At 52.9% G+C, this 25,914-nt stretch carries 22 protein-coding genes and 1 pseudogene; 17 read left to right on the forward strand and 6 right to left on the reverse strand.

What is annotated here, in order from left to right:
* Positions 1 to 13: 13 nt before the first annotated feature.
* The 4 genes from MKX63_RS12485 to nrdI all read right to left on the reverse strand — a co-directional run bounded on the left by MKX63_RS12485 (position 14) and on the right by nrdI (position 4,664).
* On the reverse strand, positions 14 to 793 hold the full coding sequence (locus MKX63_RS12485) for an alpha/beta fold hydrolase (RefSeq protein ID WP_341017408.1): 780 nt from the start codon (positions 791 to 793) through the stop codon (positions 14 to 16).
* Between the two features lie 444 nt (positions 794 to 1,237).
* Entirely contained in the window at positions 1,238 to 2,197 is a 960-nt protein-coding gene (gene nrdF / locus MKX63_RS12490) for a class 1b ribonucleoside-diphosphate reductase subunit beta (protein ID WP_341017409.1), read from the reverse strand.
* A 36-nt stretch (positions 2,198 to 2,233) separates the two neighbouring features.
* Entirely contained in the window at positions 2,234 to 4,318 is a 2,085-nt protein-coding gene (gene nrdE, locus MKX63_RS12495) for a class 1b ribonucleoside-diphosphate reductase subunit alpha (RefSeq protein ID WP_341017410.1), read from the reverse strand.
* Positions 4,305 to 4,664, reverse strand: coding sequence for a class Ib ribonucleoside-diphosphate reductase assembly flavoprotein NrdI (gene nrdI / locus MKX63_RS12500; protein WP_036732265.1), 360 nt, complete (start codon positions 4,662 to 4,664; stop codon positions 4,305 to 4,307). Before nrdI ends, nrdE begins: the two co-directional genes overlap by 14 nt.
* 652 nt (positions 4,665 to 5,316) lie before the next feature.
* On the opposite strand from nrdI, the pseudogene MKX63_RS12505 reads away from it, so the two are divergent.
* The 11 genes and pseudogenes from MKX63_RS12505 to MKX63_RS12555 form a co-directional block, all read left to right on the forward strand.
* Positions 5,317 to 5,448 (forward strand): annotated as a pseudogene (locus MKX63_RS12505) (RNA polymerase sigma factor); the annotation flags it as partial.
* A 115-nt stretch (positions 5,449 to 5,563) separates the two neighbouring features.
* Complete coding sequence (locus MKX63_RS12510; protein ID WP_341017411.1) at positions 5,564 to 5,791, forward strand: RNA polymerase sigma factor; 228 nt, start codon at positions 5,564 to 5,566, stop codon at positions 5,789 to 5,791.
* The gene (locus MKX63_RS12515; RefSeq protein WP_341017412.1) at positions 5,788 to 6,939 is read left to right on the forward strand and encodes a hypothetical protein; all 1,152 of its coding nucleotides are present in this window, start codon (positions 5,788 to 5,790) and stop codon (positions 6,937 to 6,939) included. The genes MKX63_RS12510 and MKX63_RS12515 overlap by 4 nt, the downstream gene beginning before the upstream one ends.
* A gap of 135 nt (positions 6,940 to 7,074) precedes the next feature.
* The gene (locus MKX63_RS12520; protein ID WP_341017413.1) at positions 7,075 to 8,091 is read left to right on the forward strand and encodes a LacI family DNA-binding transcriptional regulator; all 1,017 of its coding nucleotides are present in this window, start codon (positions 7,075 to 7,077) and stop codon (positions 8,089 to 8,091) included.
* Between the two features lie 374 nt (positions 8,092 to 8,465).
* Complete coding sequence (locus MKX63_RS12525) at positions 8,466 to 10,274, forward strand: cache domain-containing sensor histidine kinase (protein WP_341017415.1); 1,809 nt, start codon at positions 8,466 to 8,468, stop codon at positions 10,272 to 10,274.
* A 3-nt stretch (positions 10,275 to 10,277) separates the two neighbouring features.
* Complete coding sequence (locus MKX63_RS12530) at positions 10,278 to 11,897, forward strand: response regulator (protein WP_341017416.1); 1,620 nt, start codon at positions 10,278 to 10,280, stop codon at positions 11,895 to 11,897.
* A 172-nt stretch (positions 11,898 to 12,069) separates the two neighbouring features.
* On the forward strand, positions 12,070 to 13,455 hold the full coding sequence (locus MKX63_RS12535; RefSeq protein WP_341017417.1) for an ABC transporter substrate-binding protein: 1,386 nt from the start codon (positions 12,070 to 12,072) through the stop codon (positions 13,453 to 13,455).
* Between the two features lie 105 nt (positions 13,456 to 13,560).
* Positions 13,561 to 14,463 carry a carbohydrate ABC transporter permease gene (locus MKX63_RS12540; RefSeq protein ID WP_036693549.1) on the forward strand — a complete coding sequence of 301 codons (903 nt, stop codon included), beginning with the start codon at positions 13,561 to 13,563 and terminating at the stop codon, positions 14,461 to 14,463.
* Positions 14,464 to 14,477: 14 nt separating this feature from the next.
* Positions 14,478 to 15,314, forward strand: a complete 837-nt coding sequence (locus MKX63_RS12545; RefSeq protein ID WP_341017418.1) for a carbohydrate ABC transporter permease — start codon at positions 14,478 to 14,480, stop codon at positions 15,312 to 15,314.
* Between the two features lie 49 nt (positions 15,315 to 15,363).
* Positions 15,364 to 16,374 carry a glycoside hydrolase family 130 protein gene (locus MKX63_RS12550; RefSeq protein WP_341017419.1) on the forward strand — a complete coding sequence of 337 codons (1,011 nt, stop codon included), beginning with the start codon at positions 15,364 to 15,366 and terminating at the stop codon, positions 16,372 to 16,374.
* A gap of 102 nt (positions 16,375 to 16,476) precedes the next feature.
* On the forward strand, positions 16,477 to 18,393 hold the full coding sequence (locus MKX63_RS12555; protein ID WP_341017420.1) for a carbohydrate-binding protein: 1,917 nt from the start codon (positions 16,477 to 16,479) through the stop codon (positions 18,391 to 18,393).
* A 128-nt stretch (positions 18,394 to 18,521) separates the two neighbouring features.
* Here MKX63_RS12555 and MKX63_RS12560 read toward each other — a convergent pair whose 3' ends face one another.
* The gene (locus tag MKX63_RS12560; RefSeq protein ID WP_341017422.1) at positions 18,522 to 19,481 is read right to left on the reverse strand and encodes a sugar kinase; all 960 of its coding nucleotides are present in this window, start codon (positions 19,479 to 19,481) and stop codon (positions 18,522 to 18,524) included.
* A 410-nt stretch (positions 19,482 to 19,891) separates the two neighbouring features.
* Between MKX63_RS12560 and MKX63_RS12565 the strand changes: the two genes are divergently transcribed.
* The 5 genes from MKX63_RS12565 to holA all read left to right on the forward strand — a co-directional run bounded on the left by MKX63_RS12565 (position 19,892) and on the right by holA (position 24,250).
* Positions 19,892 to 20,533 carry a bifunctional 2-keto-4-hydroxyglutarate aldolase/2-keto-3-deoxy-6-phosphogluconate aldolase gene (locus tag MKX63_RS12565; RefSeq protein ID WP_341017423.1) on the forward strand — a complete coding sequence of 214 codons (642 nt, stop codon included), beginning with the start codon at positions 19,892 to 19,894 and terminating at the stop codon, positions 20,531 to 20,533.
* A 204-nt stretch (positions 20,534 to 20,737) separates the two neighbouring features.
* Positions 20,738 to 20,995 (forward strand): hypothetical protein, encoded by a 258-nt coding sequence (locus MKX63_RS12570; RefSeq protein ID WP_341017426.1) that lies wholly within the window; start codon positions 20,738 to 20,740, stop codon positions 20,993 to 20,995.
* 136 nt (positions 20,996 to 21,131) lie between these two features.
* Positions 21,132 to 21,683, forward strand: coding sequence for an RNA polymerase sigma factor (locus MKX63_RS12575; protein ID WP_036690462.1), 552 nt, complete (start codon positions 21,132 to 21,134; stop codon positions 21,681 to 21,683).
* On the forward strand, positions 21,680 to 22,936 hold the full coding sequence (locus tag MKX63_RS12580; RefSeq protein ID WP_341017427.1) for an anti-sigma factor family protein: 1,257 nt from the start codon (positions 21,680 to 21,682) through the stop codon (positions 22,934 to 22,936). The genes MKX63_RS12575 and MKX63_RS12580 overlap by 4 nt, the downstream gene beginning before the upstream one ends.
* 294 nt (positions 22,937 to 23,230) lie before the next feature.
* Positions 23,231 to 24,250 carry a DNA polymerase III subunit delta gene (gene holA, locus MKX63_RS12585; protein WP_341017429.1) on the forward strand — a complete coding sequence of 340 codons (1,020 nt, stop codon included), beginning with the start codon at positions 23,231 to 23,233 and terminating at the stop codon, positions 24,248 to 24,250.
* A gap of 181 nt (positions 24,251 to 24,431) precedes the next feature.
* Here the strand turns inward: holA and rpsT are convergent, their stop codons facing one another.
* Entirely contained in the window at positions 24,432 to 24,704 is a 273-nt protein-coding gene (rpsT, locus tag MKX63_RS12590) for a 30S ribosomal protein S20 (RefSeq protein WP_341017430.1), read from the reverse strand.
* Positions 24,705 to 24,884: 180 nt separating this feature from the next.
* On the opposite strand from rpsT, the gene gpr reads away from it, so the two are divergent.
* Complete coding sequence (gene gpr, locus MKX63_RS12595; protein WP_341017431.1) at positions 24,885 to 25,895, forward strand: GPR endopeptidase; 1,011 nt, start codon at positions 24,885 to 24,887, stop codon at positions 25,893 to 25,895.
* The last annotated feature ends 19 nt before the right edge of the window (positions 25,896 to 25,914 follow it).

Consider the following 25,914-nt stretch of genomic DNA (forward strand, 5'->3'; position numbering starts at 1 on the left):
GCGCCTGAGGGGATCAGATTCTTCTGCATTCCCCGGGCAGCTCCCCGCCCTGAATCCAGGCCTTGACCAGCTTATTGAACAGCTCCGGCTTCGCCAGAGAGAGGCCATGTCCCATCCGGGGAATCACCACACCCATGGAGCGGCGATTCACAGCTACAAGATCACGGGCGGATTGCTTCATGACAGATTTCTCACGTTCACCTACAGTAACCAGTATTTTGCCTGCGGCTTTACTGAACCCGGCTGGAATGCGGAACGACATATTCTCTTCCAGCACCCGGATCAGCGTCATCAGCTCCATCTGCCGGCTCTCTTCAACATACCGTTCCAGGTATTCCTCGCCCAGATAGAGCGTCTTGGCCTGCAGCTTCGCGAACCATCTGTACTTAATCAGCGGAAAAGACAGTCTGACCGCCGGTCCGATCAGCCTGCTGGCAGAGGGAATCGGCCGCACCAATGCGCTGTTGATGATGGCATAGTCAATCAGCTCCGGTCTTATCCCCAGCATCTGAACCAGCACCTGTGCACCCAGCGAGAATCCGGTAACGATGACTTTTCGTCCCTTAGCCCGCTCCTCAATAATGGATACAAGCTCCTCTGCACTGCTGCGGATCGTGAACTCCTGATCCTCCCGGCTGAACCCGTGCCCCGGCAGATCCGGGACCAGACAATGATAACCGGCGAACGCCGCTACCTGCTTCTCCCACATCCAGCCGCTTACGCCGCCGCCATGCAGGAAGACCATCAGACAACTTCCATCCGGGTTCCCATGTTCCTGAATATGTATAGCCAACACCTCATTCTTGTAAAAATAACCATCCCTACTCTTACGTCCCATTAGCAATATGGTCTCATAAGTAGAACCGGCTTTGTTTTCCTTTTCAGGACGGTACCGCTTCAGTGAAAAGTGAAGCTTGGGTTTCGATGTTTACTCAGGACCTTCGCAGGGCCTAGAACTGTGTATCACAAAAAAAGCCCCGGCAGCTTATCCAAGCTGACGGGTGCTTATCTACATACCAATCCAATAGATTGAACTTGTTAATAACTAATACAGGGTGAGTGGTGGAAGGGAATTTTGGAACTGTAGGAGCGGTAGCGTCCGCCTTTAGGTTTGGATTTCTACCGCAGACAGCGGTTTAAAATCAGGAAATCCAAACCTAACAGCGGCCGGAAGTCCAAAACTTCTCTGGAGCCACGACTATCCCGAAATCGGAATGTACAAGTTCAATCTACCCACTCAAAACTGAAAATCCTCATCCCGCAAAGGCTCTACATTCATCGCCCGCACATACCCGTTCCCCTTCTTCGAGAAGAAGTCATGCTGCTTCGTATGGGTGCTGATTCCGTTCTGCACAATCGGGTTGATCTCTTCCTCATCGAACAGCGGATCATGGCCGAGGTTCATCATCGCCTTGTTGGCATTGTAGCGCAGGAAGGTCTTCACTTCCTCCACCAGGCCAATCGGGGCGTAGATCTGCTCGGTGTATTGCTCCTCGTTCGCGTGGAGCAGACGCAGCAGGCCGACCAGGGTCTCATAGACATCGCTCTGGTCTTCTTCGGACAGCTCCTCGAAGATTTCCTGGGCCAGCACGCCGACATAGACGCCGTGGATGCTCTCATCGCGCAGGATCAGGTCGATGATTTCGCCGCTGCAGGTCATTTTGCCCTGTCCGGCCAGATAGAGCGGGTAGAAGAAGCCGCTGTAGAACAGGTAGCTCTCCAGCAGGACCGAGGCGGACATCGCCAGGTAGAGGTCTTTCTTCGTCTCAATCTTTTGATAATACTCCGAGATCGTCTCCGCCTTGAACTGCAGGAACGTATTGTCCTCCACCCAGCGGAAAATCCCGTCAATCTCCTCCGTCGAAGCCAGTGTGGTGAAAATGCTGCTGTACGACTTCGCATGAATCTGCTCCATCATGCCCATGAAGCCGAGGACCGCCTTGCGCTGCAAGCCGTCCACATGCTCCATAATCTGCGGCATCCCTACGCCGCCCTGAATCGTATCCAGCAGGGTCAATCCGCCCAGCACCTTCATATAAGAGTCCTTCTCGGTCTCGCTTAGCGTGAGCCAGGACATTTTGTCATCGGATAGCGGTATTTCATCATCGGTCCAGAACTGCATAATATTCTGGTTCCAGAACATCAGCGAGAAATCGTCGTCGGGACGGTTCCAGTTCACGGCTTGAATTGCGCTCATAATCGTATATTCTCCCTTTCTGTACCTGTGCCCCTCTTAGATGGAGCAGGCCAGGCATTCCTCGACAGACAATTTGTTGGTCCGGGTGTAGTACAGGGATTTCAGCCCTTTGTGCGCCGCATACAGGTAAGAACGGGCCAGCTCACGGGTGGTGACATCACTGTTCACATGCAGGACTGTTGAAATACCCTGGTCGATATGAGGCTGAATCTCCGCGATCAGATCAATGACCTTGAACTGGTCCATCTGGTAGGCGGATTTATAATAGAACACATTGTCCGGACGCAGGTAAGGCATCGGATAGTAGGTGGTCGAGTTGGCATACGTGCGGGTCTCGATCTGCTCTACAATCGGCATGACACTGGAGGTAGCATTCTGGATGTACGAGATGCTCGCAGTCGGCGCAATTGCCAGACGGTAGGCATGGTACAGGCCGTGCTTCATCACCTTGTCACGCAGCTCTTTCCAATCCTCTGTAGTAGGAATGGTGATGCCCTCGAACAGCTCCTGCGCTTTTGCCGTAACCGGACGGTAGTCTGTAGTCAGATAACGGTCGAAATACACGCCGCTGGCGTAGTCGGACTGCTCGAATCCATAGAACGTTTCGCCGGTCTCAGCGGCAATCTCCATGCTTTTCTCAATGGAATGGAAGTTCATCGTCATGAAGAAGGTGCGTGCGAAATCACGGGCCTGCTCACTCTCATAAGCGACTTTATTCTTGGCAAAATAACCATGCAGGTTCATTACGCCCAGACCCACGGAGTGCATTTCCTTGTTCGCCTTAGCCACGCCTGGGGCATTGGAGACAGTTGTCATATCGCTGACAGCCGTCAGTGCGAGCATGCCCTCATGTACGGATTCACGGATCTTACCGTGCTCCATCACGTTCACGATGTTGAGGGAAGCCAGGTTGCAGCTGATATCGCGGCGGATCTCGTCCTGCTGTCCGTAGTCGTTAATCTCCGAAGTCTCCTGCAATTGGAAAATCTCCGTGCACAGGTTCGACATCTTGATCTGGCCCACACCCCGCAGGGCATGAGCAGCATTGGCGTTGCTCTTGTTCATAATATATGGATAGCCCGATTCAAGCTGAATCATGGCGATCTTGGTCAGCATGTCGCGTGCGCTCATGGCGATTCTTTTCTTCACACGCGGATCGGCAAGCAGGGTATCATACATGACATCCAGGTCCATGTCATCCAGATGCGTACCATACGCCTGGTAGACCGTGTAAGGAGCGAACACATGCAGCGGCTGATTATCCTGCGCCAGCTTATAGAAGCGGTTAGGCACGATCAGGCCGATAGACAACGTCTTCAGGCGTGTCCGTTCGTCGGCGTTAATCTTCTTGCTGTCCAGGAACTCCAGTACATCCCAGCCAAAAATATTATAATAAGCCGCACCCGAACCCTTACGCTGGCCCATCTGGTCCGCATAGGAGAAGCCGTCTTCCATGAGCTTCAGGACAGGCATGATGCCTTTGGCCGCATCCTCGACACCCTTAATCGTCTCGCCGCGCGAGCGCAGCTTGGACAGATTGACGGCAACGCCGCCCCCGATTTTTGACAGCTGCATGCAGGTATTCAGCACATAGTTGATCGAATTGAGCGAGTCATCCATTTCCAGCAGGAAGCAGGAGACCATCTCGCCGCGGCGGCTTTTACCGGCATTGAGGAAGGTTGGCGTAGCAGGCTGCAGGCGCTGTTCCATCATCGAACGGGCCAGTGTGCGGGCAGTCTCTACGTTACCCCGTCCCAGATGCAGAGCCACTACCGCTACGCGGTCCGGATAATGCTCCAGGTACTGCTTACGGTCATTGGTTTTGACAGCATAGTCGGTATAGAACTTGGAAGCCGCCATATAGGATGGGAAGCGGAAATTATATTCATGGGCGATCCGGTAGACATCCTCCATCTCAGCAGCGGAGTAACGGTCGTACAGGTCCTCGTAGTAATCATTGGCAATCATATAATCAATCTTGGCTTTGGTATCTGTGAAGGTCAGGCTGCGCCGCTCCACATCCTGCATGAACTCGGCTACTGCCTCCTGGTCCTTATCCAATTGGAAAAAGCCGCTTTCGTCTCTCTTCATCAACATGTTGTTCAATTCAATATGCCGCAACCCGGTCCACCTCCTGTTTTATGCGCTGTACGTCCCCGAAGGTTCCAGACAATTCAAACTTGCCGACCACCGGTACGTTGTAACGCTGTGCAATCAGATCTGCGCTGTGCGCGTATAGCTCACCCCAGTTTTTGTTGCCGCTTGCGGCGATGCCCTTCAGCCTGGAATGGTTTCGTTCAAGGAATGTTGACACCTTCTCTGGAATCTGTCCAAATCCGGTAGTGTATGTAACAAGCACGTAAGGCTCGTCGATCGTCATATGCTCTTCGATTTGAACCGCCGGAAGCTTCAATTTATTAATGAATCTTCTAACGTTGCCGGTCTTGGAATCGTAAGCAATCAACATGGCTCCTAACCTCCTATAACATGTAGCCCATTCTACTTGACAAATGAAGAATAGCGGTTTTACTAGATTTATGGGCTTAGCTCTTATATACACTATATTTAGTAATGCTTAATCATTTTATATACCATATATTGAAAAGTCAAGCGGTGAACAAGCCCTCACAGCCGCCCAAAATGCCTCTCTAAATCGCCAATCCCACGCCCCGCCTGCATTCTATTCTCTTATAATTAATTAGTATTTTTTTTAAGCAATTTGCGGGGCTGTGGAATGGTCCGAATGGGGCATTTGGAGAAGGGGAAGCGGCTATAAAATTTGAAAGCGCTCTGCCGTCGGCGGATGGAGTTTTGATGGCACTTCTTACATTAGACGCTGCTCCAATTTTTTGGGGGATCAGATCTGTTGTATTTTGTACACTTGATTTCAGCTAACAGGGGCTAATTGAGCAGATTCTCGAAATTCTAATGCAGGAACTGCAATCAGTACATTCAGCAAACAATAATTGATGGCGAGGGCGGCGTGCCCCAAGATTTTCAATAACAGGGAACCATATCGGTCGGCAGGAGTCTTATTAGGTGAGAGGGGAGAGAACATGCAGAGTAAAGAACTAACGTATAGCATGACCTGTGCCTCATCGGTATCGCTGCGTGAGATGATGGAGACCTACGGGCAGGATGTATGGAATTATGCTTTTTTCTTAACCCGCAGCCGGGAGCAGGCGAATGATATCAGCCAGGAGGTATTCCTCAAGGCCTACAAGAGCATCGGCAAGTACCGGGGACAGTCCACTCTGAAAACCTGGCTGCTCACCATTACCCGCAACACCGCGTTCAGCTTAAGGAAGAGCAGCTTCTGGCGGAGGTTCGTTCCGCTGGGCAGCCATCAGGATAAGGGGGGGGGCCTTGTCCGCAGAACAAGAGGCTATCGGCAATCAGTATGCGAACCGCATCTGGGAGATCATCATGGAGCTGCCGGACAAGTACCGGGAGGTGCTGGTGCTGGACATTCAGCAGGATCTGTCAGTCGCTGAGCTGTCCGCGCTGCTTGGAATCGCGCAGGGGACGGTCAAATCCAGGCTCGTACGGGCCAGAATGAAAGTGAGAGCAGCGATGAAGGAGGAAGACCAGTGAAGACAAGACAAGAGCATGAGCAAGTGAAGGCGATGAGCGGGGAGAAGGACTGGTATAAGCAAGCCGGACGGAGTCCGCTTGTAGAACCGGGATTCACGCCACAGCTTATGGCGCGGATTGAAGAGGCTGCCCATGAATCCTCTAATCGTACAAGCCGCCGCCGCTTCAGCCGTATGGCTGCCTTCGGCGGACTGGCAGCCATCCTGCTGCTTGGCGCGCTGGTCTGGCCATTTGGCCCAGGGGCCGGGCTTGATCCGGCAGGGAGGCTCGCAGCGGTCTTTAAGCCTGACTCGGGAGCGGCTGTGGTGCAGCCGGCGGTGTCACCTTCGGCTACTCAGAACGCTGCTTCACCAGCATCGCCGCAAGCTTACAACCCGCCGGTTGGTTCTGCAGAGTTCGAGCTTGGCGGAAGGAAGTATTACATGCCCTTATCGTTGGACAGAGATAAGACCCGTGCGCGTGCCGTTGAGACCAACGCCGGGATTGTCTGGTCGCCCCCGCCTCCGATGGTCAATTACAGCAAGCCCAAGTACACCCATCCTACGGAACCTTACACATTGTATCTGTCACCAAAAGGCCAGTCCGAGCTATCTGAAGCTACGGCTAAACGGATCTACACCTTACCGCTGTATGCAGGCGGTTCGCAGCGTTATTATGAGCTTACGGGGATCTGTGATGGAGGGGACTATATAGTGCTGGGTATCGGGACGATCACCTTGGGGAAAGGGATAGGAATGACACCTGAAAAGTTAACCGTTTTGAATTTAAAATCAGCCGCAGCAGGTGAAACAATAACCCCGCAGGAACTGTTAGATTTAAGCAGCTTAGGTGACAAATATTCCTTGTACAGATCCTTTATTGCTATTGATAAATATAATAGCGAGATGCTGCTTGTATATTACAGTGATGATAAAAAGAATGGTTATGACATTCATGGCAGTCTGTACAATATTGCTACTGGAGCGGTACAGAATATAAACAGCAAAATTGGCATGGATGTTCAAGGCCAGCAGCAGACGGCAATTTATGAAGTAAACGGGAAGAAGCGGAAAGCGGATGTCGTTTTGCTCCTCGGTCAGCAGTGGTATTATGATTGGTTTTATCAGGAGCACGGACAGCAGATTGATCCTGCCAAGACAGGGAAGTGACGGGGCTCCTAATTATTTTACGTGGATCTTATAGATAATTTACTAAAAAAAAGCTATACTTTTTGATAATATCTCTAAGTAAACTTGGTTAATGTTTACTTCTGGAGTGCGATATCGAAGAGTGGAGCGGGATCAATGAAGAAGCTGACTATTGAGGATGTGGCCCAGAAAGCGGGTGTATCGAAAAGCACAGTCTCGCAGTTTTTGAATAAACGGTTCAAGTATATGAGTGAGGCGACCAAAAACCGTATTGCCGAGGTTATCGATGAGCTGAACTACCAGCCTAACGGGCTTGCCCGCAGCCTTAAGCAGAACCGCACGCATATGGTTGGCATTATTGTGGCCAATATAGATTATTCGCTGTCCATTCAGTGCATCCGGGCGATTGAGAATGAGCTGCAGCGTCACGGCATCCAGGTGATTATCTGCAACTCGGATGAGAATGCGGACAAGGAGAATACCTACGTGGAGACGCTGGTTGCCCGTCAGGTGGATGGCCTGATTATTTTCCCGGCGGGAGATCAGCCTGCGCCTTACACAAGGTTAATTGAAGCAGAATATCCGCTGGTCTTCATGGACCGGCTGGTTGACGGCATTACGACCCAGAGCCTGCTGCTGGATAATGAAATGGCGGTGAAGACTGCTATCCGGGAACTGACGGGCCACGGCCATGAAGCGATTGCTATTCTATCCCTGCCGCTTGGCGTACATGCGATAACCCCGCGTAAAGAGCGAATGAGCGGGTACAAAAAAGCGATGGAGGAAGCAGGTCTGCCGCTGCTAGATTCGTATATGCGCAGTGTGTCGCGCGAAGATATCGCTTCCGCACTGGACGAGCTGCTGCAGCTGCCCCAGCCGCCGACAGCGCTGCTTGCCGCCAATGATCTGGTGCTGGGCGAGGTCCTTAAATATGCGAACCGTAAGGCCATCTCTATCCCCGGCCAATTGTCAGTGATCGGCATTGACGATGCGGAATTCGCCCGGATCTATAATCCCGATATTACAACGATCCGCCAGCCCGCTTACGAGATGGGGATGCAGGCAGCGAAGATCATGCTCTCCTTGATCAACGACACGGACGGCGCGATCCCCATCACCTACAGATTTCCGCCTTCCTTGCAGCAGGGCGATTCAGTGCAGCCTCCCGCTTAGCCGGAATAGCAACAGGCGGTATGAACGTCCCCGTAAGGCTTTATTTTGCCCGGATGCCGCGAACCTTTTCGGGCCTCCGAAAAGACCGGAAAACCGCTAAAAACCTTGATTTAAGGATTTTAGCGGTTTTTTAATTGATTAGGAAATCGTGATTTTCGTTCGATGCGGTGGAGGCGTGTGAGCTGGATATGGTCGAAAAACCGACCACAATGGGGATGCCGCAGTCATTTTGTTGTTTCCCCCTTCCTGGGCTTAACTTCTGCTGTCTAACGAGCAAGTTATCTTGACGCCGGGCCGCAGCAGCCGTATGGTACAAGTGACAAGAACCGACAACCAAAGGGAGGTACAGGGTACATGCTTCAGAAGGGAAAGCTATGAATACATTGACAGCCTATGGCCGCAAGCTCTGGCGGCAGATCGCCGGCAGGTATTACCGGATATCCATCAAACAGAGAATTCTATTCTCGTTCATCGTGCTGATCACACTGTCCATCGGTGCAATGGGCACCTTCTCGTATTGGATTGCCGCGCAGGAGATCGAGGATAACGCCTACGCCGGCAGCCGGGAGACGGTAAGCAAGACGGCACAGCTGCTGGATTCCCGCCTGAATGATGTGGCGCTGTCCGTGCAGTCCCTGATGCTGAGCGATGCGTACCGCAAAATGATGCTTGATGTGTTCAGCCACGATGTGTCGAATTACTATGTGCATCTGTCGGATCTGCAATATGTGCTCTCCCAGGCAACGTTCAACCAGCCGATCATTGAGAATGTGCTGATCGTTACCCCGATTGGCGATTTCTATTCCACTACGCAGATCCGCGCGCAGGACAACTCGTTCTACGGTTCGGAATTATATGATCTGAGCAAGGAGCAGCCGGGCGGCTACTGGGCCAAAGGACATTATGACCGGTTGTTCACGGGCAGCCAGCGGGTGGTTTCCTTCGTAGTCCGGGGAATTTATGAATACCCTTACACGCCGATCAGCAATGTATTTATTGTGGTCAATATCAGGGAGGGCCGGATAGATGAGCTGCTGAATACAGGCGGAGAACAAGCAGGGAGGAATTATTATCTGGTGAGCAGGGAAGGAGAGGCGGTGGTGGAGTCCCGCTGGCCGTTCCGGGGCAGGTTCCCCTGGAAGCCGGTGCTTGCCGAAGCCGGGACAGCAGCCGATCCGCAGGATCACTATTACAGCTACGGAGGCAAGGAATATCTGGTTAATTATACAGGCTCAGCCTCATCGCCAGACTGGATCATCTCCGGGATGCAGTCACGGGACCAGCTGCTGGGCAAGCTGCAGCGGGTGCAGCGCATCACCCTCTATGTCATCGTTGTTTTCCTGCTGGCCACCTGGCTGATCTCCAATCAGCTGACATCTGTGCTGCTGAAGCCGCTGTTCAAGCTGCGGCGGCTGATGCGCAGAGTCGAAGAGAACCAGCTCAGTGTGGTGTATGAGAGCCGTTATGAGGACGAGGTGGCCCAGGTCGGCTTTCAGTTCAACCGGATGATGTCGGAGATTAAGACGCTGATCGCGGATGTGAAGACCAAGGAGGAGGGCAAACGGCATGCAGAGATCCGTGCCCTTACGGCGCAGATGGAGCCGCACTTTCTGTACAATACCCTGAATACCATCTATTGCAAATCGGTCATGGGCGAGAATGACGATGTGAATGAGATGATCCTGTCCTTATCGCAGATGTTCCAGATCGGGCTCAGCGGAGGCAAGGATCTGATTACACTTGAGGATGAGCTGTCTCACATGCGGGAGTATTTCGCCATTCAACAGAAATGCTATGAAGGATTGTTTGAATACACGGTGACGGTAGAGGACGAAGCCCTGCTGTCCTGCCTGCTGCCGAAGATTATCCTGCAGCCGGTGGTGGAGAACAGCATTCAGCATGGCTTCAGCGACCGGACAATAGGAGGCAGCATAGACATCACGGTCACCCGGGAGCAGGGGCTGCTGCATATTTGCATTACCGACAACGGACGGGGGCTCGATGCTGCACAGGTCAAGCAGGGGATGGCCATAGCCCCGCAGTCCAGAAAAGGCTATGCCCTGTTCAACATCAGGCACCGGCTGGCCTTGTATTACGGGGCCGAAGCCCGTATGGACGTTAGCGGCGGGCCAGGTAAGGGATCACAGACGGATCTGTGGATTCCGTCAGGGGAGGAGCGATGAGGCATGGAGCCGGACAGGTTCAAATTATGTGTAATCGACGATATCAAAAGTGTGGTGGACATGGTCTCGCGCAAGCCGCCGTGGCAGGAGCACGGTATTGAGATCACCGGGACGGCGCTTGACGGCGAAGCGGGGCTGCAGCTCATCCGCGAGACCCGGCCGGACATTGTGCTGACGGATATCCGGATGCCAAGAATGGACGGCCTGGAGATGACCCGGGCGATTCTGGAGGTGCTGCCGGACTGTAAGATTATTATTCTCAGCGCCTACTCGGAGTTCTCTTATGCCCAGGAAGCCATCCGGCTGGGAGCGCTGGATTTCGTGAAGAAGCCCTTTTCCCTGGAGGAGATTGTGAATGCGGTGCTTAAGGCCAGGGAGCTGTGCCGGGAGGAGCGGCAGGAGAGCGCCAGACTTGCTGTGATGGAGGCCAAAATCAGGGAAAGTCTGCCTATCCTCCGCCAGGAATATCTCACCTTCCTGCTGCACCACCAGACGACAGAGGCGGAGGCCCGTTCCCGCTGGGCCTATCTTGATATCCCGCTGGACCAGCATGATTTCTTCGTCTTTGTCGCCGAGATCGATCATTTCGCGGAGAAGCTGGGCGGCCAGCCCGTGCAGGAGGTCGAGCTGCTAAGGTTCAGCCTGCACAATATTCTCGAAGAGACGATTTCCGCCCTGACCCGCGGCGTTATTATCCGGGAGGCGACAGACCGGTACGTCTGCATCATGAACGGCTCGGACCCGGAGACCGCCGCGCTGATTACGGAGGCCTGCTGCATGAATGTAAGCCGCTTCTCGCGGCATACCATTTCTATTGGCGTGGGTCTGGGCACGGCGGCGATTCAGGAGCTGGGTACGGCGTACAGACAGGCGCTTAGCGCGCTGGGGTATCATTTCTATACCGGGGGGGGCGGGGTCTATCATTATAGCAACATCGAGAATAAACCGCTCTCGCTCCACAGCTATTCCGCCGCCGCCGAGCAGGAGCTGCTGTTCGCTCTGCGTTCCGGCAATTCCGCCAAAAGCCTGCAGGTGCTGGACCAGCTGTTCTCGGAGCTGCTGGACAGCGGGCTTTTGCCTGATCCGCGTTATGTTGAAAGTGTCGGCTATGAGCTGAGCTCCAGGATCTGCCGGGTACTGCTGGAGCAGTTCCCTTACGGGCAGGTGGAGCCGCTGGAACTCAGAATTGCCGCCATGAAGAATCAGGTGCATCCTTCCCTGCAGGATATCCGGGACCTGCTGTCCTGGCTGTGCCGGGAGGCCTGTGCAATGGTTACAGAGGCCCGTTCCCTGGAGTCCACGCGGATTATCCGCCAGGCCGTCGAATATATCCATAGTCATCTGGATACGGGGCTGTCGCTGGAGCAGATGGCGAAGCAGATTAACCTAAGCCAGGGGTATTTCTCCAATCTGTTCAAGAAGGTGCAGGGGATTTCGTTCCAGCAGTATGTGATGCATGAGAAGATGGAGAAGGCGAAGGCGATGCTGATTAGCGGCCGGCAGGTTCAGGAGATCGCCCAGGATCTGGGGTATGAGCACAGGCGCTATTTCAGCGAGGTGTTCAAGAAATATACCGGCATGACCCCGTCCGAGTTCAAATTGCATTATCTTGGAAAAGAATAGGAATCAGCAGGGGAGGGATTTCCGCAGGGCGGAGATTACCTCCCTTATCTGTATAGAACTCCTGCAAATATCTGCCCTTAATGTGGGCTTACCCGCCTTATCCGGATGCGCCAATCCGTCTATAATCAATTTGTAAGCGAATACAGAAGGGATATATAAGGGGGAACTACCAATGATGAAGCGTACGCTAATGACATCTCTGAGCCTGGTCCTGGCACTTGGCTTAGCAGCCTGCGGCAACGGTAACAGTGGCGGCAATGCAACTGAAGGCAAGGGAGACGGGGCGAAAGCTGGTTCGGGGGAAAAAACTAAAATCAGCTACTGGACAGGCGACCGCCACGATGCGGATTTCGTGAAGGAGAAGGTAGCCGAGTTCAACGCATCTAATAAAGACGGGATTGAGGTGGAACTGGTCGTCAAGGGCGATGACTTCGATACCGCGCTTGATCTGTCCTTCCAGACCTCCGATGCACCGGATGTGATCCGGGTGAAGGAGAATACCGTCCAGACCTTCTACAAAAAAGGCTTTCTTGCTCCGATTGACGAGTTCCTGAACGATGAGCTGAAGGCGAAATTCCCGGCCATGCCGGACTTGAACGAATTCGACGGCAAGCGTTACAGTCTGCCGAACTATGGAACGACCATGCGCTTGGTGTACAACAAGGATCTGTTCGCCAAAGCGGGCATTGAGCATCCGCCGGTTACCCTGCAGGAGCTGGTGGATACAGCCAAGAAATTGACAGCAGCCGGCAAAGCCGACGGCGCTTACGGCTTCGCCCTTAACTTCAAGAGCCCCGGCAGTGCGTTCGCGCGTTCGGCGCGGGTGGTTGCGGAAATGAGCGGCTATGGCGGCTTCGGGTATGATTTCAAGACGGCCCGCTACGACTTCAGCGGCTTCGAGCCGATCATCAATGCCTTTAAGCAGATCAAGGACGACGGCAGCATGCTGCCGGGTGTAGAATCGCTGGATATTGATCCGCTGCGGGCACAGTTTGCGGAAGGCAAGATCGGAATGTACATGTCCTACTCCTCGGAGCCGGGCGTCTACAAGAATCAGTTCCCGGCCAAAATTGACTGGGCGGCTGCTCCGGTTCCGACCATCGACGGCAATGTGAAGGGGGCGTCCGGCTTCCTCGGAGGCCAATGGCTGGCGCTGAGCTCAAAAACAGAGCATAAAGAAGCAGCCTGGAAGTTCATGGAGTTCATGTACGGCGATCAGGTGCTGACGGATTATCAGGAAAAAGGCTTCGGCATCTCCATGGTTCCATCCATTAGTGCAGCAGCCAAGACTCCGGATGTGAACGGCATTGAAGGCTTCCTGCCGAACAAGAACGATGGGGTATGGCCGGTCTATCCGTCTGTAGCACCGGAAGGAATGAAATCGGATGACGCCTTCTTCAAATATATGCTGAACGGCGGCGACCTGAAGGCGATTATCGCTGATTTGAACAAGCGCTACAACGCTGCACTGGACAGTGTGATTGCGAATGACGGCGTGAAGGCCGAGCCGGATGCCGGCTTTGATCCCGCCGCTCTGGGCGGCAAGTTCGCCAAGTAGACAGAAGGTTAGGGATAGAGATACAGGCCGGGATAACGGGGATGGGGAAGCAGCTTTCCCATCCCTCTGCTCTGGCCGCAAGGGAGAGGAGCCGGAAGAAACCAGATGAACAAAACGAAACATGCCTTATTTTCATATAGCTTTATCTTTCCAAGTGCCTTGCTCACGTTGGTCCTCGGAATTTACCCGATTGCCTGGGCGTTCCGCTATATGTTCTATGATTACAAAGGGTTCGGAACGGCCCGGTTTACCGGCTTGGCCAATTTCAGCCGCATCCTGAAGGACACCCAGTTCTGGGATTCGGTGGTGAATACATTTGTCTATGCTGGCGGCAAGCTGCTGATCACTATTCCGCTGGCCCTGCTGCTGGCTGCCATATTGAACCGGGGGCTGCGGGGCAGACAGCTGCTGCGGGGGATTTTCTTCATGCCGACCGTCATCAGTACCGCCGTAATGGCCGTAGTCTTCTTCACGATTTTCAACTCGTATAACGGGATTCTCAACCAGTTCCTGATCCGCTCGGGCCTCTCGGATTCCGGCGTGGACTGGCTGGGGCCGAAATATGCCATGCTCACCGTCATTCTGGTTGCGGCCTGGGGGGCGGTCGGCAATTATATGCTGCTCTTCCTCGCCGGTCTGCAGAATATTCCCGAGGATGTGTATGAGGCCTCTTCCCTGGACGGGGCAGGCAAAATCCAGCAGTTCCGCTATATCACCCTGCCGATGCTAGGGCCTGTCATGCAGATGGTTATTATGCTGGCGATCATTACAGCTCTGAAGGGCTACGAGAGCATCATGGTTCTGACCGAAGGCGGTCCTGTAGGCAAGACGGAGGTCATGTTCCTGTATTTGTACAAATTATTTTTCCCTGTCGGCGGGGGCAGCGCGGCGGTCCAGGTCCAGGAGTTCGGATACGGCAGTGCGGTTGCCTTTGTGTCTGCGGTCATTGTAGGGATGATCTCACTCATTTATTTCTACGCATCCAGACGCATGAATCAGACCGATTGAGGAGAGAGGCTATTATGAGACTAAATACCATACTGGGCAAAACCATTCTGTGGATTTTTTTGCTGACCGTTGCTTTTATCACCCTGATTCCGGTAGTGATCACTATCCTGGGCTCCTTCAAGACCAATGCTGAGCTTACTGCGGGTGCGACCTTCCTGCCGGAGAGCTGGCACTTCTCGAACTATGCCGAAGCCTGGTCGCAGGCCAATTTCTCCAGGTATACCCTGAACAGCCTGATTGTCTCCCTGGCGGCGGTGGCCGGCACACTGCTGGTATCATCCATGGCGGCTTATGTGGTGGACCGGATGGATTTTGCTGGCAAAAAATGGTATATCGGACTGCAGTCCTTCACCATGTTCGTGGCTGTAGGGGCGGTCGTGCTGCGTCCGCAGTTCGATCTGATGGTCAAGCTTCATCTGCACAGCAGCCTGTGGGGGGTTATCCTGATTCTGATCTCCGCCCATGCTTCGATCTTCTTCATTCTCGCAAGCTTCATGAAGGGAATTCCCCGCGAGCTGGACGAGGCGGCGCTGATCGACGGCTGCTCTCCCGGCCGGACCTTCTGGCGGATCATTCTGCCGCTGCTCGGACCCGGACTTGGCGTAGGTGCCCTGTTCACCTTCCGCGGCGCGTGGAATGAATATCTGCTGCCGCTCGTGTTCACGATGACGAAGCCGGAGCTGCAGACGCTGACCGTCGGGCTGGCGAACCTGAAGTACGGGATTTCGGCCGCTTCCCAGACCCACTACATGATGGCGGGTGCCTGCTTATCCATTCTGCCGATTCTTGTGGCCTATCTGTTCGCCAACAAATCCTTCATGCAGATGACAGCCGGTTCCCTGAAGGGGTAGCTGTCCGGTTCTGCGCACATAACATTCAATATTCAAGGAGGTACACCCCATGACTCAACACGTTCCGCCAATTCTGCATTCCGCCCCGTGCATCCAGCGGTATCCGGGCAATCCGGTGCTGGATGCAGCGAAGGTTCCTTACCCCACCGCACTGGTATTCAATGCCGGTGTAACGAAATTCAACGGCAAATATGTGATGATCTTCCGCAATGATTACGGCTCACTGGCCGATCAGAGCCTTGCGCCGCACCACACCACGGATCTCGGCATTGCCTACAGCGATGACGGACTGAGCTGGACCGCCGGCCCGAAGCCGGTGTTCAAAATGCATGACGAGGAGACTATCCGCGCCTACGACCCGCGCCTGACCGTGCTCGGCGGCCGCTGTTATATGTGTTTTGCCGTGGATACGCGCCATGGCATCCGCGGCGGGATTGCCGTTACCGATGATCTGGAACACTTCGAGGTGCTTAGCCTGTCTACACCGGACCTGCGCAATATGGTGCTGTTTCCCGAGCTGCTCGGCGGCAAATATGTCCGGCTGGAGCGTCCCTTCACGGTGTACAGCCGGGGCGGCCGGGACCGCTTCGACGCCTGGATCTCCGAGTCGCCGGACCTCAAGCATTGGGGCAACTCCAGCCTGCTGCTCGCCGTCGAGCAGGTGCCGTTTGCCAATGATAAGGTTGGCCCGGCTGCACCTCCGGTCCGGACGGATAAGGGCTGGCTGACCACCTTCCATGCGGTGGATGTGGACCCGGCCAGAGGCAAGCACGGCTGGGAAGACACCTGGAAGAAACGCTACACCGCCGGAATTATGCTGCTGGATCTGGAGGACCCCCGCAAGGTGATTGGCATGAGCAGGCAGCCGCTGCTGGCACCGGAGACAGACTATGAGATTGGCGGCGGCTTCCGCAATCATGTGATTTTCCCAGGTGGGATGATTCTGGAGGATGACGGCGAGGTCAAGATCTATTACGGCTCTGCGGATACGGTGGAATGTCTGGCAACAGCCCATGTGGACGATCTGCTCAGGCTCTGTCTGGAGCCGGGGAATCAATAAGATTGGAAGCTGGCTGAGGGCAGAAATATATCAACTTAACGAAAGAGGTGTTTAATGATGTTGAAAAGGTTCAAATTATTAAGTGCATTATTAATTTTTTGTATGGCCAATCTGTTACCAGTCTTTCCTTTGACAGCAAGCGCAGCGGGTACCATTGTAAGCTATCCGTTACCGTCGGTTTATACCACGACCAGTCAATACACGGTAACAGCAGACTCCACCAATATACCGGTAATCGACACTTCGGAAGTATTTGTAAACTATAATTACTGTAATTTCTCTTTTTCAGGTACGACTACTATCACAATCACAGCAAGTGAGCCCATCAATACCAATAATATCTCTCCCAAAGCCTTGGGAATCACTGCAACCAAGAGCGGAAACACACTTACCTTTACCCTTTCAGCACCAACCTATCTTATCGTCAAAATCAATAACCTGAAAGATCTGGTGATTGCGGCAGATGCGCTTGAAACCAATATTCCGGCCTCATCTGGTACAGGAATATACAATGTTAAAACCCAGTACGGTGCTGACAGTACCGGTGCTACTTTGGCTACAACCGCCATACAGAACGCCATCAATGCGGCTAACTCAGCAGGCGGCGGGATCGTATATGTTCCAGCCGGAGTTTATAAGAGCGGTAACATTGTTCTAAAAAGCAATGTTTCGGTTTATCTGGCGGGTGGTTCTGTGATTAGAGGTTCAGGAAATCCAAGCGATTACACTACCCATTTCCATAAAAATTCTCTGAATAAGGATGGAACCTGGTTTATTTATACCGAAACCAATGCCAACAATATTAAGATATACGGCAGGGGAACGATTGACGGCAATGGCCATTATATGAGGAATACAAACAATTATTTGAACAATATTCTTGTACCCTTGCAGTGCAGCAACTTCACGGTTGACGGCATAACCATCAGAGACAGCGGCGGCTGGGCTACAATCGTGACAAGATCTAATAATGTAACCTTCCAGAATACCAAGCACTTCAATAACAATGAGCTGGATTATGAAAATGATGCAATTGATATTCAGGAGAGCCAGAATGTACTCATCAAGCACACTGTAGCCGTATCGGAGGATGACACCTACTCCTTTAAGACCTGGGATGTAGCCACTACGGATATCGCTGCGAACTGGCCGGGAACTCCTGAGAACCAGTCCAATGTAGTTGTGGATGATGCTTTGGCCTGGAGCAGATGCGGGGCATTCAAGGTTGGAGATGGAGTGAAACAGCTTCAGGATGGCATCGTTGTTAAAAACTCTTTTGTATACCGGTGCTGGCGCGCTTTAGCGGTAGGTCATCTGTATGGGACTCCGGCAGCACAGAACATCGTATTTGATAATATAGATGTAGAAGGCTTCTGGCCAAGATCCGGTGTTCACTCCAGATGGTTTGATCTTTCGGCAAAAACCGGTCCGATCAAAAATGTGGTCTATAATAATATCAATTTACGCGCTCTGGGTGAAGTTTCCATCATGAAGGGCTGGAGTGACACCTCTACGGTCTCCGGAGTTACCTTAAACAATGTCCGCGTCGGTGGAGCTGCGGTAAATAATTTGACAGATTTGAAAATAACAGATACGAACAGCTATGCTGCTGATCCCAAATTCAACACATTGAAATTTGAAGCGGAAGGCTATAACCTTAGTTCAGGTGTTCTCTCCTATGAGTCAAGCACTGACGGCGGGCTGAATGTGGGTGCCGGGAGTAATGGCGACTATATCGCATTCAAAAATGTTGACTTTGGCAGTACAGCTAAAACAAGTATTGATCTAAAGGTTGCATCTGCTAACTCCGGCGGAAGGATCGAATTCCACTTGGACAGTCCTACAGGCACTATGCTGGGTTCTTGGACGGCAGAAAGCACAGGCGGATGGCAGACATGGTCCCTCAAGAATATCCCGCTTACTGCCGGGACCGCTGTAGGAACCCACACGGTATATGTTACTTTTGTGAAGTCCGATTCAACCACAGTGGCCAATTTAACCTGGTTCCAGTTCAAATAGAATGGAAACGGTTTGAATTCATTGCAGCACTTATCTCTGATGGTTCGCAAAAAGGTGTCCCAAGCCGGCCGGCTTGTGGGACTCCTTTTTGCAGTTTCTGTTACAGTCACGCCCTGCGGAGAGCCTGTTTATTTCTTAACGCCCGTGCTCATGAAGGCTTCCAGCGCGTCACGGGTAGGCAGTCCGTCCATATCGCCAGGCGACATCACGGCGAGTGCGCCAATCGCATTGCCGCGCTTCACGGCTTCCGCTACGCTGAGCTTCTCCAGCATGGCGCTGATCACCCCAACTGCGAAGCCGTCTCCGGCGCCGACTGTATCGACAACCTGCTCGACCTTGAAGCCGTCCACATAGCCCTCTTCACCAGCGGAGGTCTTATAGTAAGCGCCCTCAGGGCCGAGCTTGATCACTACAAGGGATACGCCGCGCTCCAGATAGTACCCGGCAATCTCCTCCGGCGTCTCAAGACCGGTAAGGATCTTGCCCTCTCCGTGTCCGGGCAGGAACCAGTCGCAGCGGGTAGCCAGGTCGTTGATCGTACTAACCATAGTTCCTGTGTCCGGCCACAGGGTCGGGCGCAGATTCGGATCGAGCGATACAGTCTTCCCGCGCTGCTTCATGAACTCCATGGCATGCAGCGAGAACTCGTGACACGAAGCCGAAAGTGCCGAAGAGATGCTGGTCACATGCAGATGGCCTGCGGAAGCGAAATAATCTTCATTAAAGTCGGCGAGGCTCAGTTTGGAGGCGGCGGAATTTTTGCGGAAATATTCGACCTTGGGATCTCCGGTCAGTACCTTGGATTTGATCAGCATGCCTGTGGAGAATTCCCTGGTCGTTGTGATGCTCGCGGTATCGATCTTCTCCTTATTCAGTGCCGAGGTGATGAACTGGCCGAAGTTGTCTTCGCCGAGCTTGGTCACATAACCGGTCAGATGCATAAGGCGCGATAACCCGGTGGCTACATTGCTCTCCGCTCCTGCCAGCGCTTTGGAGAAGGAAGTAACCTCATGCAGGGGGCCGGCTTCATTGGCGTAGAACATGGCCATCGGCTCCCCGAAGGTGACTGCATCCAGCTGTTTATTCATGAATAGTTCCTCCTAAAAGTTTTGATAGCATACACTCCTTGCTTCTTCTTCGCAAAATTCGCTTCGGAAGCATAGCAGGGGTATAATTGGATCCTAGTTTATGGTTTGGGATAGAATATAAGTTGAAATTATCACATAAAACGGTTTTGTACAATATAGCAATGCTCATTCTGCTGTCTTATTTTGTACAGGAAGCAGGCGGGTAGATTCGTTTATCCTTGATACATAAGGGTTTCATACGATTTTCGAAGAAATGTTACCGCTTCCTGAATAAATATATATTGACTGTTAGCGGCAATGTTATTACTATTTTCTTAGAAGGATAAAGCCTGATGTTAGTAAAATAGATAAATTAGTTTATCTAAATAAATATTCTTAAGTGGAATATAACCAGAGAGGAAGTAACAACCATGAAGAAAATCAAAGTATTACAGAATATCACCTCTGTTGGGGTAGTAGCTGTTATCCGTGCGGATAATGCCGATGATGCTTATGCCATGTCTGTGGCTTGTATCGAGGGCGGACTGAATAATATCGAAGTTACCTTCACGACTCCGGGAGCCGAAGCAGCGATCAAACGTTTGGTGGAAGAATACGGGGGCCGCGCCGTGATTGGTGCCGGCACCGTGCTTGACCCGCTGACGGCAAGAATCGCTATTCTGGCGGGTTCGGAATTTGTGGTCAGTCCTTCTTTTGAAGAGGATACCGCCAAGATGTGTAATCTGTACGGCATTCCTTATATGCCGGGCTGCATGACGCTGAATGAGATGAAGGAAGCCCTGAAGCTGGGCGTGGATGTGCTGAAGCTGTTCCCGGGCAGTGCGTTCGGACCGGACTATGTCAAGGCGGTTAAGGGGCCGATGCCGCATGTGAACATTATGCCTACCGGCGGCGTGGATCTGAACAATATGGAGAAATGGATCAAGAACGGCTGCATCGCTGTCGGCATCGGCGGCAACCTGACCGCACCGGCCAAGGAAGGCCGTTATGACCAGATCACAGAGCTGGCTGCACAGTATGTAGCGAAGTTCAAGGAGATTCAAGGCCAGTAACATACATGTACAACAGGAATGTCTTGCCTCTAAGGGGCAGGGCATTTTTTTATTGAAATATAAGAAATGAGCAAAGCCGTTTCCGCTTGAATGTTAGATAAGCCTAAATGATGGAATTGCTGCCGCTTCGGGCAATACTTATAATAGAGGCAGAGTGCCCTAAGCGCCTGCGGACATTGAGAAGTATACCTGAAAGGTGATGCCATGACTGGCGACGATCTTCGCAGCAAGCTGTACCCGACACTGGTAGTGGAAGAAGCCGATTATGTGGAGGTCCGGACTGCAGTCCACGGCTGCAGGGTGACGGCGGGAGCCCTTTATAAGCTGTATCGTAACTATAATCATCCGCAACTTTTTGAGCAGGGAGAAGTATATGTGCTTGATGATGCTTCCAGAGAGAATTATGCGGTGCTCCTGGTGTGCGCAACTACATTATATACATTAAAAAGAGTATTTGAATGATTGCAGCATCCCTTGTATGCTTAGTAGGGATTGTGGACTACAAGCGAATTTTTATCTTTTAAAATAATCATTACAGGTTTGCAACAATTTCGCAGTCTTGCGCGTCAGTAAGATTGCATAGAGAGGGGGAACCTTCGTGGTGGAGCAGGGACTCATCAGAGCCGCTCAAGCGGGCGATCGCGACGCTCTAATCACCCTATTGCGAGAAATTGAAGGGCATGTATATAAGACGGCCTTCTACATTCTGCATAATGAACAGGATGCTCTGGATGCCTCCCAGGAAGCGTTGATCCGGGTGTACACCAAGATCGGCTCCTATGAGGAGAAGGCGCAGTTCAAAACATGGGTTCAGCGAATAGTAACCAACATATGTATAGACAAATTCCGGAGAACGAAGCCTACCGTTTCTATCGATGAACACGAAATGGTGTTCCAGGATAAAAAACATAATGTAGAGCGCGAAGTGATGTCGGGTTACCTGGCGGAGGATATCCGTGAGGCCATCGACCAGCTTCCGGAGCATCACCGGACGGTAATCGTGCTCCGCTATTTACAGGATTTTTCTTACAACGAGATTGCAGACTGTCTGGATCTGCCTCTGAACACGGTCAAATCATACCTGTTCCGGGCGCGGCAGCAGCTGCAGAATAGACTTCAGGAGTATCAGAAAGGTGGTGTGTCAGGATGAAGTGCGCGGAGGTGATGGAATGGATGCACCGCTATTTAGATCATGATCTCAGTCAGGAAGAAATGCTTGAAATGTTCCGTCATATCGACGATTGTCCTTCCTGCGCGGAAGTCTTGGACCGGCTGACGCTGCTCTCCCAGCAGCTGGAGCAGCTTCCCGATGTGAAGCCCCCCTTCAGTCTGGTTGACTCTATCCTGCCTCAGCTTGAACAGCTGGACCGTGGTGTCCCGCAAGAGCCTGCTGTAATGGAGCCGGAAGATCCGAAGGTTATACCCTTCTCCCGTTCAAATAACCGGGGCAAGAAGTCCAAGGGTCCTTCACTGGCTGCGCGGACAGGCATTGGTGCTGCGGCGGCAGCTGTGATTCTGCTTATCGCCGTATTCAATATGCCGAAGAGCCTGCCGGGCGCAGATATGGATATGTCACCCCAGTTAATGAGCGGCGGGGCAGCGAATTCCAGCGTGAGTACGGAGAGCAGTGCGGACACCCCGCAGGCGGACGGACAGAATAACAGCGGCGGCAGTGAGCTTCAAAAGACGGACCAGACCGCGCCGGGTGAAACTGCGGACGTTAATTTGAAATCTGCACCGCCTGCTCCCAGTGAGGGTGCTGATCAGCCGGCCGCAGCTGGCGGCGGTACGGCTTCAGACGAGGTGCCTGCGGTAAGCGAAGCTCCGGTCAGCAACCGTGCCGCTACTGCGTCTCCGGCGGACCGCCCCAAGAGCACCAAGAAAGCGGAGAGCCGGTCAGCGGAACCCCAAAGCACGCAGTCGAGTGCGCCAACGCAAGACAATATAGCGGACGATAAAGCGTCTGCGGGGGATGCACGGATAGCACCGACTCCAGATGCTAACGAGGCAGGAGCCATGTCGTTTATGCTTGCAGAGTCTTCGTGGACTTCACCGGACGGGCAGCATATGGCTGAGCTGACTGGCCAGCATGTGGTAATCTACAGCTTAGCCACAGAGGGAGAAGAACAACAACGGACAACACTGGCTTCGCTCCCGTTGGAGGGGAACTGGGTCTCCGGTGTGTGGTCAGAAGACGGCACCCAGTTCACTTATGTACTACAGCTTGAGGATGGTACGCAGACGACGAAGGTATACACGGTTCCGGCTGAGAGCGCAACACCTGCTCCATCCGCTTCCCCGGCTCCTGCCAACTCGCCAGCGCCTACCGCTTCTCCTGCGGCCTCTGCTTCAGCGGTCCCCAGCCCGGCTATCACCCCGGACGCGGCAACGTCCGGTAAATAACCGGAACCTTCTTCCAGCCTGCGGAATATGCTAAGGCAAGAGGACATGAATTACAGGCTTTGCGAGTATCATCGGTATGACCGGCGGCCGGGACAGTTTCTAGAGCTGCTCCCTCCGTCGTTTATATAGATGCGCCGCTGAAACGGAGTGGCTTTGGCCCTGGCTGCCAAGGTTGCTCCGTTTTTGCTTGCGTTCCTGGCAGAATACTTTGCTATAGATGCCTATGTTTTGAGCCGTTTTTTTGATAAAATGTACGAATGTATCACTCAAGAACTTAAAAAAGGAAGTGGCAGGATGGATGCCAAAACGGCGGCCAAAGACATCAAGCAAGGAAAGGTCTCTCCGCTGTACCTGCTGTACGGCAGTGAGAAGTTCCGGATGAATGAGTTCGCGGCCATGCTGGAAGAACACCTGATAGCCAAAGAAGACCGCGATTTCGCGGTGATCCCGTTCGATCTCTCTGAAACCCCGGTTCAGGCGGTCATTGAAGAGGCGGAGACGGTTCCGTTCATGGTAGAACGCAAGCTCCTGCTGGTGCGGGATGCGGCTCTGTTCACGGCAGGCAAGGAGAAGGCGAAGCTGGAGCATAACGTGGAGATGCTAAGCGAATATATGCAGCACCCTGCTGATTTCAGCGTGATTGTATTTATGGTGAACGGCGACAAGCTGGATGAACGTAAAAAAATCGTCAAAAGCATCAAAGCCTCCGGCACCGTACTGGCCTTCAATCCTTTGGGTGCGGAGGAGCTGCTGCGCTGGGTGGAGAAGGGCTTCCGCGAACGCGGCTGCTCTCTTGCGCCGGGGACGGCAGAGGCTCTGATCGCAAGCAGCGGCACCGGACTCCAGGGCCTGTCTGCGGAGATGGACAAGCTGTGCCTGTTCGCCGGTACTGGCGGGCGGGTGGATGCGGCAGCGGTGGAGAGTCTGGTCCACCGGGGAACCGAGCAGAATATCTTCACGCTGGTGGAGGATATTGCGAATCTGCGCCTGGACAAGGCGCTGAATACGCTCTATGAGCTGCTTAAGCAGCGGGAGGAGCCGATCAAGATCGCTTCGCTGATTGCCCGGCAGTTCAGAATCATCCTTCAGGTCAAGGATTTGTCAGCCCTCAGCTATTCGCAGGGACAGATTGCCTCCCAGCTCGGACTGCATCCGTATGCAGTGAAGCTGGCCGGAGAGCAGGCGCATAAGTTCGGAAGCCAGCGGCTGCGGCAGATCCTGAGTATTCTGGCGGATCTGGACTATCAGATGAAGACGGGGGCTGTCGATAAGGTGCTGGGGCTGGAGATGTTCATGCTGCGCCTCGGAGCCTGAATAGAGGGCCTCTTTTGGAACGCATCGAAGAGCCTGTCCATCCCGTGATACATGCGGGCGGGCAGGCTCTTTAATTGTACAGCGGATTTCAATGAGTGAAGCTAACAGGCATAAAAAAACCTAACCGTATGAAGCATAGCGGTCAGGTTCTTCAGTGCTCGTTATGATTGTCGCCCTTGGCTTAGGCTTGAGCCTTGAGAGCGTTCAATTTCTTAGCCAAGCGGGATTTTTTGCGGGCAGCCGCATTTTTATGAACCAGGCCTTTAGATACAGCCTTGTCCAGCTTTTTGGAAGCCGCTTGGAAAGCAGCCTGAGCTACTTCAACTTCCGTACCAGTCACTGCTACATCAGCAGTTTTCACAGCTGTACGAAGCGCGGACTTCTGGGAAGCGTTCAGTGCACGGCGTTTCTCGATCGTCTTGACGCGTTTTACCGCGGATTTGATATTTGGCATTGCATTCACCTCCTGAAAGACATTCGAAATCAACAAATGATTCACAACTTAAAATAGTTTAGCATGAAGGGTAGTAAAAAGCAAGATAAAAAGCTTTAGAATTCCCTTAGTGAGGTTTGTATAAACGGCGGCTTTCTCTCGCACACTATCAGCAATATGCAAAAGGAGGCTGAACTAAGAATGGAACTGGATCTTCAGCTGTATTCGGTACGTACGGACTTGGCGGTGGAAGCGAAGGAAATGGCAGAGCGGCACGCCAATGCACCGATCCCGGGTGTCAATGAGGAAGTGGAAGAAGAGGGCGGCATCAAGGTCACGAGACTTGCTGTAGCAGACCTTGCCGGCTCTCAGGCGATTGGACGGGCTATCGGCAATTACGTGACCCTGGAGGTGCCTGGGCTGCGCGGCGGGGATACCGGGCTCCAGCAGAAGGTCTCTACAGTGTTTGCCCGCGAATTCGAGCACTTTCTGGATAAAATCGGCATTGACCGCGATTCTAAGGTCCTTATCGTGGGCCTCGGCAACTGGAATGTGACGCCCGACTCGCTTGGCCCGCTGGTCGTTGAGAATTCGCTGATTACCCGCCAGTTCTATGAGCTGGTGCCTGACCAGGTCTCGCCCGGTTACCGGAATGTCAGCGCTATTGCTCCCGGAGTCCTCGGCCTGACGGGTATTGAATCCAGCGAAGTTGTGCAGGGAATTGTGGACCGTACCAGCCCGGATGTCATTATAGCCATTGATGCGCTGGCCTCCCGTTCACTGGAGAGAATCAATACCACTATCCAGATTGCTGACATCGGCATTCATCCCGGCTCAGGGATCGGGAACAAACGCAGAGGGCTGACCAAGGAGGTGCTGGGCGTGCCTTGCATTGCCATCGGCGTCCCTACAGTCTGCTATGCCTCCACGATTGTCAACAACGTGCTGGAGATGATGCGGACCCATTTCGGACAGATGGCTGACGGTGGCGCCCATACCAAAGAGATTATGGGTCTCCTTGACGATATCTCCGAGCAGGAGCGTCTTGCCCTTGTGAAAGAAGTGCTTGAGCCGCTGGGCCATGACCTGATTGTGACCCCCAAAGAAATCGATGAATTCATTGAAGAGATCGCGAACATTGTGGCAAGCGGACTGAATGCCGCCTTGCATGAAGCGGTAGATCCGGGCAATGTCGGAGCTTATACTCACTGATCTGTCACTTATCACCTGG

It is taken from the genome of Paenibacillus sp. FSL R7-0179 (assembly GCF_038002265.1).
Lineage (GTDB): Bacteria > Bacillota > Bacilli > Paenibacillales > Paenibacillaceae > Paenibacillus_AQ.

Bases quoted from the DNA above. Each gene is read 5' to 3' on its own strand.
- MKX63_RS12580 (WP_341017427.1), top strand. From the start codon at position 21,680: ATGAAGTGCGCGGAGGTGATGGAATGGATGCACCGCTATTTAGATCAT.
- MKX63_RS12535 (WP_341017417.1), top strand. From the start codon at position 12,070: ATGATGAAGCGTACGCTAATGACATCTCTGAGCCTGGTCCTGGCACTT.
- nrdF (WP_341017409.1), bottom strand. From the start codon at position 2,197: ATGAGCGCAATTCAAGCCGTGAACTGGAACCGTCCCGACGACGATTTC.
- MKX63_RS12520 (WP_341017413.1), top strand. From the start codon at position 7,075: ATGAAGAAGCTGACTATTGAGGATGTGGCCCAGAAAGCGGGTGTATCG.
- MKX63_RS12555 (WP_341017420.1), top strand. From the start codon at position 16,477: ATGGCCAATCTGTTACCAGTCTTTCCTTTGACAGCAAGCGCAGCGGGT.
- holA (WP_341017429.1), top strand. From the start codon at position 23,231: ATGGATGCCAAAACGGCGGCCAAAGACATCAAGCAAGGAAAGGTCTCT.
- MKX63_RS12545 (WP_341017418.1), top strand. From the start codon at position 14,478: ATGAGACTAAATACCATACTGGGCAAAACCATTCTGTGGATTTTTTTG.
- MKX63_RS12540 (WP_036693549.1), top strand. From the start codon at position 13,561: ATGAACAAAACGAAACATGCCTTATTTTCATATAGCTTTATCTTTCCA.
- MKX63_RS12530 (WP_341017416.1), top strand. From the start codon at position 10,278: ATGGAGCCGGACAGGTTCAAATTATGTGTAATCGACGATATCAAAAGT.
- MKX63_RS12525 (WP_341017415.1), top strand. From the start codon at position 8,466: ATGAATACATTGACAGCCTATGGCCGCAAGCTCTGGCGGCAGATCGCC.
- MKX63_RS12570 (WP_341017426.1), top strand. From the start codon at position 20,738: ATGACTGGCGACGATCTTCGCAGCAAGCTGTACCCGACACTGGTAGTG.
- MKX63_RS12550 (WP_341017419.1), top strand. From the start codon at position 15,364: ATGACTCAACACGTTCCGCCAATTCTGCATTCCGCCCCGTGCATCCAG.
- gpr (WP_341017431.1), top strand. From the start codon at position 24,885: ATGGAACTGGATCTTCAGCTGTATTCGGTACGTACGGACTTGGCGGTG.
- nrdI (WP_036732265.1), bottom strand. From the start codon at position 4,664: ATGTTGATTGCTTACGATTCCAAGACCGGCAACGTTAGAAGATTCATT.
- MKX63_RS12560 (WP_341017422.1), bottom strand. From the start codon at position 19,481: ATGAATAAACAGCTGGATGCAGTCACCTTCGGGGAGCCGATGGCCATG.
- MKX63_RS12565 (WP_341017423.1), top strand. From the start codon at position 19,892: ATGAAGAAAATCAAAGTATTACAGAATATCACCTCTGTTGGGGTAGTA.
- rpsT (WP_341017430.1), bottom strand. From the start codon at position 24,704: ATGCCAAATATCAAATCCGCGGTAAAACGCGTCAAGACGATCGAGAAA.